Source organism: Halarchaeum grantii (assembly GCF_014647455.2).
GTDB classification, from domain to species: Archaea; Halobacteriota; Halobacteria; order Halobacteriales; family Halobacteriaceae; genus Halarchaeum; species Halarchaeum grantii.
The window spans coordinates 1117451-1126846 of the sequence record NZ_BMPF01000001.1 but is presented as its reverse complement, the minus strand read 5'-3'; the positions used below and the strand labels follow the sequence as shown (position 1 = coordinate 1126846).

At 69.0% G+C, this 9396-nt stretch carries 11 protein-coding genes and 1 tRNA gene; 4 read left to right on the top strand and 8 right to left on the bottom strand.

Features of this window, described 5'->3' with window-relative positions; genetic code table 11:
- Window positions 1–112: 112 nt before the first annotated feature.
- A tRNA-Cys gene (locus tag IEY12_RS06170) sits at window positions 113–188 on the top strand.
- 37 nt (window positions 189–225) lie between these two features.
- Here the strand turns inward: IEY12_RS06170 and IEY12_RS06165 are convergent.
- Entirely contained in the window at window positions 226–498 is a 273-nt protein-coding gene (locus tag IEY12_RS06165) for a DUF7553 family protein (protein WP_188880318.1), read from the bottom strand.
- A 106-nt stretch (window positions 499–604) separates the two neighbouring features.
- Between IEY12_RS06165 and uvrB the strand changes: the two genes are divergently transcribed.
- Complete coding sequence (gene uvrB, locus IEY12_RS06160; protein ID WP_188880317.1) at window positions 605–2665, top strand: excinuclease ABC subunit UvrB; 2061 nt, start codon at window positions 605–607, stop codon at window positions 2663–2665.
- Here uvrB and IEY12_RS06155 read toward each other — a convergent pair whose 3' ends face one another.
- A complete protein-coding gene (locus IEY12_RS06155) occupies window positions 2666–3754 on the bottom strand; it encodes an SPFH domain-containing protein (protein ID WP_188880316.1) in 1089 nt (362 codons plus the stop codon). It lies immediately after the preceding gene.
- 51 nt (window positions 3755–3805) lie between these two features.
- Window positions 3806–5542, bottom strand: a complete 1737-nt coding sequence (locus IEY12_RS06150) for an excinuclease ABC subunit C (RefSeq protein ID WP_188880315.1) — start codon at window positions 5540–5542, stop codon at window positions 3806–3808.
- A 92-nt stretch (window positions 5543–5634) separates the two neighbouring features.
- Here IEY12_RS06150 and IEY12_RS06145 point away from each other — a divergent pair, with 92 nt between their 5' ends.
- Both IEY12_RS06145 and IEY12_RS06140 read left to right on the top strand, forming a co-directional pair.
- Window positions 5635–5895, top strand: coding sequence for a DUF7967 family protein (locus IEY12_RS06145; RefSeq protein WP_188880314.1), 261 nt, complete (start codon window positions 5635–5637; stop codon window positions 5893–5895).
- 1 nt (window position 5896) lies between these two features.
- Entirely contained in the window at window positions 5897–6352 is a 456-nt protein-coding gene (locus IEY12_RS06140) for a JAB/MPN domain protein-containing protein (protein WP_188880313.1), read from the top strand.
- A 38-nt stretch (window positions 6353–6390) separates the two neighbouring features.
- Here the strand turns inward: IEY12_RS06140 and ftsY are convergent, their stop codons facing one another.
- The 5 genes from ftsY to IEY12_RS06115 all read right to left on the bottom strand — a co-directional run bounded on the left by ftsY (window position 6391) and on the right by IEY12_RS06115 (window position 9335).
- Window positions 6391–7689, bottom strand: coding sequence for a signal recognition particle-docking protein FtsY (gene ftsY / locus IEY12_RS06135; RefSeq protein WP_188880312.1), 1299 nt, complete (start codon window positions 7687–7689; stop codon window positions 6391–6393).
- A gap of 6 nt (window positions 7690–7695) precedes the next feature.
- Window positions 7696–8163 carry a prefoldin subunit alpha gene (pfdA, locus tag IEY12_RS06130; protein ID WP_188880311.1) on the bottom strand — a complete coding sequence of 156 codons (468 nt, stop codon included), beginning with the start codon at window positions 8161–8163 and terminating at the stop codon, window positions 7696–7698.
- 67 nt (window positions 8164–8230) lie between these two features.
- Complete coding sequence (locus IEY12_RS06125) at window positions 8231–8893, bottom strand: translation initiation factor IF-6 (RefSeq protein ID WP_188880310.1); 663 nt, start codon at window positions 8891–8893, stop codon at window positions 8231–8233.
- 5 nt (window positions 8894–8898) lie between these two features.
- The gene (locus IEY12_RS06120) at window positions 8899–9180 is read right to left on the bottom strand and encodes a 50S ribosomal protein L31e (RefSeq protein WP_123074616.1); all 282 of its coding nucleotides are present in this window, start codon (window positions 9178–9180) and stop codon (window positions 8899–8901) included.
- A 2-nt stretch (window positions 9181–9182) separates the two neighbouring features.
- Window positions 9183–9335, bottom strand: coding sequence for a 50S ribosomal protein L39e (locus IEY12_RS06115; RefSeq protein WP_123074618.1), 153 nt, complete (start codon window positions 9333–9335; stop codon window positions 9183–9185).
- Window positions 9336–9396: the final 61 nt, after the last annotated feature.

Sequence of the window (9396 nt, the reverse complement as noted above, 5' to 3'; positions counted from 1 at the left end):
TTTCGACTTTACTACCCTCGAGCGACAGCTGTGTCGTTCGGGGGTGGTTTGCATTCCTCCGAGCGGTACGGACCGCTACGCTTAAGCGCGCGAGTCCGCTACGAAAAACTGCGCCAAGGTGGCAGAGTCCGGCCTAACGCAGCGGCCTGCAGAGCCGCCCACCGCCGGTTCAAATCCGGCCCTTGGCTTCCTATAATCGTTCTCTATTGAGCGGCGGCGCTGTCGTTAGACGCCGCTGACGGTTTCGCGGTAGGCTCGAACGTTCGCGAGCGCGTCGTCGATCTGTGCGGCGAGCTCGCCGTCGGTGTCGTCGACGAGATCTTGGAGGGCGTGCATGTGTCGTGCGAGTCGGCCGTGATCGGGGCCGCGTTCGCGGTCGGCGAGTTTGCCGAGCTGCTCGGCCTGTGTGGTGATACGCTCTCGAATCTCGTCGTCTTCGGCGTCGGCGGCGGCCTGTTCGAGGGTTTCGCTGGCTTCCTGTAGGTTTTCGAGTGCCATATTCGGTAGTTCGCCAGCGGCGGGGAAAACGTTTCGCAGGCCGTCAGGCGTTGCGCCTGTTACGGACGGCACGCAACTTACGTAGCCATGGCGCTAGGTTCCGGTGATGAGTGATACCGGTCCGCTCCAACCTGACCGTCCGGACGTAGAGCGGGAGTTCCGCGTGGACGCGCCGTTCGATCCGGCCGGCGATCAGCCTGAGGCGATCGAGGCGCTGGCGTCGGGCTTCGAGGCTGGGATGGACGCGCAGACGCTGTTGGGCGTGACGGGGTCGGGGAAGACGAACACGGTGTCGTGGGTGATCGAGGAGGTGCAGGAGCCGACGCTGGTGATCGCACACAACAAGACGCTCGCGGCGCAGCTCTACGAGGAGCTGAAGAACCTCTTTCCGGAGAACGCGGTGGAGTATTTCGTTTCGTACTACGACTACTATCAGCCGGAGGCGTACGTCGAGCAGACGGACACGTACATCGATAAGGACGCGTCGGTGAACGAGGAGATCGACCGGTTGCGCCATTCGGCGACGCGGTCGCTGTTGACGCGCGATGACGTGATCGTGGTGGCGTCGGTGTCGGCGATCTACGGGCTCGGCGATCCGTCGAACTACGTGGATATGTCGCTCTCGGTGGAGCGCGGGGAGTCGATCGAACGCGACGAACTGCTCTCGCGGCTCGTGGACCTGAACTACGAGCGCAACGACGTGGACTTCACGCAGGGGACGTTCCGGGTGCGCGGCGACACGGTGGAGATATTCCCGATGTACGGCCGGTACGCGGTCCGCGTGGAGTTCTGGGGCGACGAGGTGGACCGGCTGACGAAGCTCGACCCGCTGGAGGGGGAGGTGGTGTCGGAGGAGCCGGCGGTGCTCTTCCACCCGGCGGAGCACTACTCGATTCCGGAGGACCGATTGGCGTCGGCGATGGAGCGGATCGAGGCGGACATGGAGGAGCGCGTCAGTCACTTCGAGCGTGAGGGCGATTTGGTGGCGGCGCAGCGTATCGAGGAGCGCACGACGTTCGACTTGGAGATGCTTCAGGAGGCGGGCTACTGCTCGGGGATCGAGAACTACACGCTCTATTTCTCGGACCGCGAGATGGGCGATGCGCCCTACACGCTCTTGGATTACTTCCCGGACGACTTCCTGACGGTCATCGACGAGTCGCATCGGACGGTCCCGCAGATCCGCGGGCAGCTGGCGGGCGATAAGGCGCGCAAGGAGAGTTTGGTGGAGAACGGCTTCCGGTTGCCGACGGCGTACGCGAACCGGCCGTTGTCCTTCGACGAGTTCGAGGAGAAGACGGACCGGACGCTCTACGTGTCGGCGACGCCGGCGGAGTACGAGCGCGAGGTCTCGGGGCAGGTGGTGGAGCAGGTCGTTCGGCCGACGCATCTCGTGGACCCGGCGGTGGAGGTGTCGCCGGCGGACGGGCAGATAGACGACCTGCTCGCGCGTATTCGCGAGCGCGCGGAGCGCGACGAGCGGACGCTGGTGACGACGCTGACGAAGCGGATGGCGGAGGACCTCACGGAGTACCTTGAGGAGGCGGGGGTGGCGGTCGAGTACATGCACGACGAGACGGACACGCTGGAGCGCCACGAGCTCGTTCGCGGCCTCCGATTGGGCGAGTTCGACGTGTTGGTCGGCATCAACCTCCTGCGCGAGGGCCTCGACATCCCGGAGGTGTCGCTGGTCGCGATTCTGGACGCGGACCAGCAGGGGTTCTTGCGGTCGCGGACGAGCCTGATTCAGACGATGGGGCGCGCGGCGCGGAACGTGAACGGGACGGCGGTCCTCTACGCGGACGAGACGACGGAGGCGATGGAGGAAGCGATCGCGGAGACGCGCCGTCGGCGCCGTATCCAGCGCGAGTTCAACGAGGAACACGACGCGGAGCCGAAGACCATCGAGAAGGCGGTTTCGGAGGCGAACCTGCCGGGGGCGAAGACGGAGACGTCGGACGTCTCCTCGGAGGGACTCGCGGACGCGGACGCGGCGGCCGAGCGGATCGATGAGTTGGAGGACCGGATGGCGGAGGCGGCATCGAACCTCGAGTTCGAGTTGGCGGCGGACATCCGTGACCGGATCGCGTCGCTCCGGGAGGAGTACGACCTCGACGACGTGGCGGACGCAGACGTCGTGGAGCCCGAACCGGGGTCGGACTGGTAGTCAGTCGATCTCGATTTCGACCCCGTCGGCGTCGGCGGGGGTTTCGACGACGTCCTCGAAGTCGAGGTAGGCGAGGTCGACGCCGAGTGAGTCGAGGCCGTTTCCGGATTCGTCACCCGAGAGGTGGCGGCCGTAGCGGCCGACGAGCGAGGTGAGTTCCTGTGGGACGACGTACGTGGTGGCCGCGCCTCGGCCGACGCGTTCGATGGCCTCGAAGCCGCGCTCGATGATGGCCCGTTCGCCCATCGCCTCGGCGGCGCGCGCGCGGAGGACGGTGGCTGTGGCGTCGCCCTGGGCTTCGAGGACGCTGGCGCGCTTGCGACCTTCGGAGCGGAGCACCGCGGCCTGTTTGTCGCCGACGGCGCGTTCGATGGCGGCCTGTCTCGCGCCCTGTGCTTCGAGGATCATGGCGCGCCGGTGGCGTTCGGCGGCGGTCTGGCGCTCCATCGCGGCGACGACGCCGTCGCTCGGCATGACGGCTTTGACTTCGACGGCTTCGACGTCGACGCCCCACTCGGCGACGGTGTCGCCGAGCTGGTCGTGGATGCGGTCGTTCATCTCCTCGCGGCGGCTGAGCGTGTCGTCGAGTTCCATGTCGCCGATGACGGCGCGTAGCGAGGTCTGCGCGAGATAGGCGACGGCCTGTCGGTAGGCCTCGACTTCGAGGAAGGTCTTCTCGGCGTCGACGACGCGCAGGTAGACGACGGCGGACGCGCGGACGGGCGAGTTGTCCTGCGTGATGGCTTCCTGCGTGGGGACTTCGATCATCTGGGTGCGCGTGTCGAAGACGTGCGTCTCGGTGACGAGCGGGAGGACGAGGTTGATGCCGGGGCCGAGAGTACCGTCGTACCTGCCGAGGACGGTGTAGGGGCGGCGTTCGTAGGCTTGGACGATTTCGACGCTGTCGATCGCGAGAGACGCGACGACGAGGAGGGCGAGGACGACGGCGGCGGCGACCCAGCCGATGGCGGCCGCAAGGAGGAGGGCGACGACGGCGAGCGCGGCGCCGAGGAGATGGCGCCAGCGGACGCGCGCGCTCGCTCGCCCGAGCGTGCGGAAGAACCGGCCGGCGCTGCTCCCCGTTGACATACGCGTCTAGTTCGGGCCGCGGCCCTTAGCGGTTTCCCCGTGTCGTGGTTCTCAGAGACGCCGCTCGATGCGCTCGGCGAGCGCGGGCCCGACGCCGTCGACGTCGCGGAGTTCGTCGACGCTGGCGGCGCGGACGCCCTCGACGCTCCCGAAGCGCCGGAGGAGGCGTTTGCGGGTGGTGGGTCCGATACCGTCGACGTCGTCGAGTGCGGTATCGACGGTGTCCCGGAGGCGCTGGTGGTATTGGACGGCGAAGCGGTGGGCTTCGTCGCGGACGCGCTGGAGGAGGTGGAGCTGGGGCGCGTCGTCGTCCCAGTCGTACGTGGCGTCGGGCGTCACCACGGTTTCCTCGCGTTTCGCGAGCGCGACTGTGGGTACTTCCCAGCCGACGTCGTCGCGGGCGTCGAGCGCGGCGTCGAGTTGGCCGCGCCCGCCGTCGACGAGGAGGAGGTCGGGGTCGGGGCGGTCGTCGCGGCCGTCGACGGCGCGCTCCGCGCGCCACCGGACGAGCCGATACATGTTCGCGTAGTCGTCGTTCTCCTCGCCGAGCTTCTTGCGTCGATAATCGGCCTTCTCGGCGCTGCCGTCGACGAAGGTGACGTCGCTGCCGACGACGGCTTTCCCCTGCGCGTGACTGACGTCGACGCCCTCGATGCGCTCGGGGCGCCGCTCCAAGCCGAGCGCGTCGCGGAGCGCGCCGAGCTCGTCGCGGCCGCCGGCGCGCCGGTGAGCGTTCTTCAGCGCAAGGTCGACGAGGCGGGCTTCGCGGCCGGTGCCGGGGACGCGGACGGCGACGCCCTCGGTTTCGAGCCAGTCGGCGACGTCCGGATCACCGGGGTCCTCGGGGAGCAGGAGGGCGTCGGGGAGGCGGCGTTCGGCGTAGTACTGCGGGACGAACGCGGCGAGGACGGTGGCGACGCGGTCCTCGCCCTCGGGTGCGGTGAGGGTGTGCTGGTCGCGCTCGACGAGCTGGCCGCCCTCGCTGTGGAGGCGCGCGACGGTGGCGGTGTCGCCCTCGACGGCGACGCCGAGGACGTCGACGTCACGCTCGGTCCCGCCACCGGCGACCGCCGCGCCGCCCCCGCCGTGGAACGCGCGGACGGCGTCGAGTCGGTCCCGGAGGTTCGCGGCCCGCTCGAACGCCTGCGCCTGGGCGGCGTCCTCCATCTCGCGCTCGATCGGGTCGGCGAGCACGCCGGTTTCGCCCTCGAAGAAGCGTTTCGCGGACTCGACGTCCTCTCGATACGCCTCGCGCGCTATCTCGTCCGTGCAGGGCGCAGAGCAGAGGCCGATGTCGTGGTCGAGGCACGGCCGCGCGCGCCCCTCGAACTTGTGCTCGGAGCACCCCCGGAGGCCGTACGTCTCCCGGATCGCCTTCACGACGGTTTCGACGCGCCCAACGTCCGTGTAGGGGCCGTACGCCGTCGCGCCCTCGTCGGGGTCGCGCGTCACCTCGATGCGCGGGAACGCGTGGTCGGTGAGCTGGACGAGCGGGTAGGACTTGTCGTCCTTCAGGCGGACGTTGTACTTCGGCTGGTGGCGCTTGATGAGGTTCGCCTCGAGGAGGAGCGCCTGCGTTTCGGTGTCGGTCACCGCGAAGTCGAGCGCATCGGCGCGCTCGACCATCCGCGCGATGCGCGCGCTCCGCGCGTCGGCGTACGAGCGAACGCGCGCGCGCAAGTCGACGGCCTTCCCGACGTAGAGCGTCGTGCCGTCGCGCTGAAACTGGTAGACGCCGGGCTCTGCGGGGAGTTCGCCGGCGGCGTCGCGTACCGCGTCCGCGTCCATCACTCACGAGTAGTCGACGCGGCCGTTTGAACGCCGCGCTCGCCGTCGACCGTCTCCCAAGAGCCAAACGCCCCCGCGTCCAACCCGTGCGTATGAGCGAGGACGATGCCGTTCGCGTCTGGTTCGTCGGCCGCGAGTACACGGACAAGGGGATGCTCACCGTCGAGTACGCGACGCCGGACGGCGAGCACCACTTCGAGAAACAGCAGTCGCTGAACGCGCCCGACCCGACGGCCGCCCGCGACGTCGACCCCGCGAAGCTCACGCCCGTCGCGGACGAGGCGACGCGCGAGCGCTACCGGTCGGAGGTCGGGCGCGTCCGCGAGAACAACGACCCGGAGGACGCCATCTAGCGTGAGCGACGACACCGGAGAGCGCGCGCCGGTCTACGCGACGCACGCGCTCGTCGAGACGCTCTGCGCGCTCGCGGCGGACGCCGAACCGCGCGCGCTCTCCGTGGCGCTCGCGACGAGCGCGCCGTCCGCACTCGACGCGAGCGACGGCACCGGAACGCCGCTCGCTGAGGTGCCCGCCGACGCCGCCGTCTTCTCCGACTTCTACTTCCCGGACGCGGGGCGGGCGCTCGACGCGGTGTTCGGCGTGGACCTCGCGACCCCCTCGGGGCAGACGAAGGGACGCTTCCTCGCACACCCGATGGGTGATCCGGACCCGGCGCTCGGCGACGACTTGGCGGCACGCCTGCTCGTCGCCGTCCCGCCGTGGGACGTCGCGGACGTCCGCGCGTACGACCGGCGTGGCCGCCGCCGACTCGTGTTGGTCGCGGCGGAGACGCCAGCAGAAGACCTGTAGCACGCACTCGGCGAAGCGGACTCGCTCGGTGGCGCGCCCTACTCCTCGTCGACGCCGAGGAGGTCGTCGACGAGCGCGTCCGGGTCGAAGCGCTCGAGGTCGTCGTAGCCCTGCCCGGTGCCGAGGAAGAGGATGGGCTTCCCGGTGACGTACGCGACGGAGATGGCGGCGCCGCCCTGCGAGTCGGCGTCCGCCTTCGTGAGGATGGCACCGTCGATTTCGGCGGCGTCGTCGAACTCGCGCGCGCGATTGACGGCGTCCTGCCCGGCGACCGCTTCGTCGACGAAGAGCGTCATGTCGGGGCCGACGACGCGGTCGATCTTCGCGAGTTGCTCCATCAGGTCCGAGGAGGTGTGGAGGCGGCCGGCGGTGTCGCCGAGGACGACGTCGATGTCGTTCGCTTCGGCGTACTCGACGGCGTCGTAGATGACGGCGGCGGGATCGCCGCCCTGCTCGTGCGCGATGAGCTTCGTGTCGAGGGTCTCGGCGTGCTCGCGCACCTGCTCGTTCGCGCCGGCGCGATAGGTGTCGCCGTTCGCGATGACCGAGGAGAAGCCGCGCTCCTCGAGGTAGTTGGAGAGCTTCGCGATGCTCGTCGTCTTCCCGACGCCGTTGATGCCGGTGAAGACGATGACGAGCGGCTTGTCGGCCTCGGCAACGCGCTCGTCGAAGTCGAACTGCCCGACGCCGATGACGGAGAGGAGCGCGTCGCGAAGCGCCTCGTCGACGAGGTCTCCCGTCGACTCGGTGAACTTGCGCTCCTGGCCGACGAGGTCCTCGCGGATCTGGTCGAGGATGGCTTCCGCGACGCTCATCTCGACGTCGCTCTCGAGGAGCGCCATCTCGAGCTCCCAGAGCGGGTCCTCAAGGTCCTCTTCCTCGATGACGACGCGCCCGCGAACGGCGGACTTCGCCTTGCGCGCGAGGCCGAAGCGGCCCGAGGATTCGGCCTCCTCGGGCTCGTCGCCCTCCGCGCCGGCTTCCGCCGCGTCGGCGTCGGCCTCCGCTGTGTCGGCGTCGGTTTCGGCGGGTTCGGGCTCGGCTTCGTCGGCCTCGACGCCCTCGGAGTCGGCCGTCTCGGACGCGGCGGACGCGCCGTCGGCGGTCCCGTCCGACTCAGGTGTCTCCGCCTCTGCCACGGCCGCCTCCGGTTCGGGTTCCGCCGCGTCGTCGCGCTCGTCGTCCGCGTCGACGGGTTCCGACCCCTCGGAGTCCGCTGGGTATGCGTCTGACTCGTCGGTCGATTCCGGCTCCTCGACTTCCTCGGCCTTCTCCTCGGCGACCTCTTCGGCGTCCTCGCGGAACCGACCGAGCTTCTCCTTCAACCCGTCGAACATCGGGGCTTACTCGCCGTCGCCCTGCTGGCCCTGCTGCTGCATCTGCTGCTGCATCATCTGTTGCTGGGCCTGCTGGGCCTGCTGTTCGAGCTGCGTGCTCTCCTGCTCGACCTCGACGACCTCGTCCTGCAGGTCGTCGATCTGGTCGTCGATCTGGTCCTGCTTCGTCTCGAGGCTCTCGACGGCGCCCTCCCGGGTGCGCTCGGCCGCGTAGTCGGCGCCGAGACCGACGATGACCTCGTCGATGTCCTGCACTTCCGCGCGGAGGTACGCGCCGCCGCCGACGGGCACCTGCACTGTCGACCCCGTCTCGATGGTGTCCAGCGCCTCGATGGCCTCGTCGATCTCCTGCTGCTCGGCCTGCAGGCTTTCGATCTCGGCTTCGAGCTCTTCTTTCTCCTCTTCGAGAGCCTGAATCTGCTGGGAGAGTTCCTGTAGCTGCTGTCGACCGCCACCGCCGCCTCCAAGACTCATGGGTGGAATCGGGGGCGCGAGCGGGAAGTATCTTAGGATTCGGCTGGAACGCCCGGAGAAGAAGGGCTCAGATGTATCCGAGGGCGTCCTCGATGCGGCCGAGTTCCGGTCCGGTGGTGTCCTCGCCGACGACGTAGCCGTGGGTGTTCGCGACGAGTCCGGAGCCGACGAGCGGCGCGCCGTAGTTGATGGTGCCGATGTCTGCCGGCACGCCGAGGGCGTCCTCGAGGCGGTCGAGGTCGTCGTCGGTCGTCTTCGGGTGACAGAGCACCCCGTCGTTCGTCGCGACGGCGGCCGTGCCGACGGTTTCGACGTCCGCGATCCTCCCGCGCGTCACGGGCACGTCGAGGGTGTCCGTGACGGCCTCGACGGCCGTCCGCGAGAGGTCGGGGTGGACGTACGCACCCGTGTCGTTCGCGAGCACGACGTTGCCGGCGGCGTTGACGCGCCCGGGGAGCGTTCCGACGTCGAGCTCGGTGGCGTCGGCGATGCGCTCGCGCTCACGGTCGCGGACGCGACTGCTGACGAGCAGGCCGTTCGAGTTTCCGGCGGCGAGCGCGCCGACGGTACTGGAGCCGCCGACCGTCGTGCGGACGGCCGGGACTTCGAGTTCGTCCGCGACGTCCTCGACGAGCGGGTCGTCGAGGTCGCGGCGGACGAGGACGCAGCTATCGGTCGCACGGGCGAACACACCGACGTACGGCGATCCGGAGAACGCAGCGCGAAGCAAGGCGGTTATTCGCTCGCGTGCTCGGCTTCGACGACGGTCTCGCCCTCTTCCTCGAAGCGCGCGGCGCGGACGCGAAGCTTGCTCGGCGGGTTCTTGTTCGAACGCGACCAGATGGCTTCGTTGATGGAGGGGTCGAGGCGGACTTCCTCGGTGTCGACCGCGAAGTGCTTCGCGAGGTGCTCGCGGACGAGCGTCGCGGCTTTGCCGGCGCGCTCGTGCTTCGGTACGGCGTTGAGGTCCCGGAGCGGAACGGTGACGATGCGCTCCTCGAAGTCGCTTGCGCTCATCGTTACTCGTCCGTGTCGCTACGCCGCCAGTTGCGGCGCTTCGGGTTTCGCTGGACTTCGCGGTCCGTCTTCATCATGACCCAGGCCGGGACGCGGCTGTTCTGGCGCTCCAGCTTCGCCAGCCGCTTCTTCTTGCCCTTGGACTTCTTGCCCATAGTGGTACGAACGTTTACCCGCCGCGCTTAAAACGTTGTTCTTCTGGCCCGGTGAGCGCCG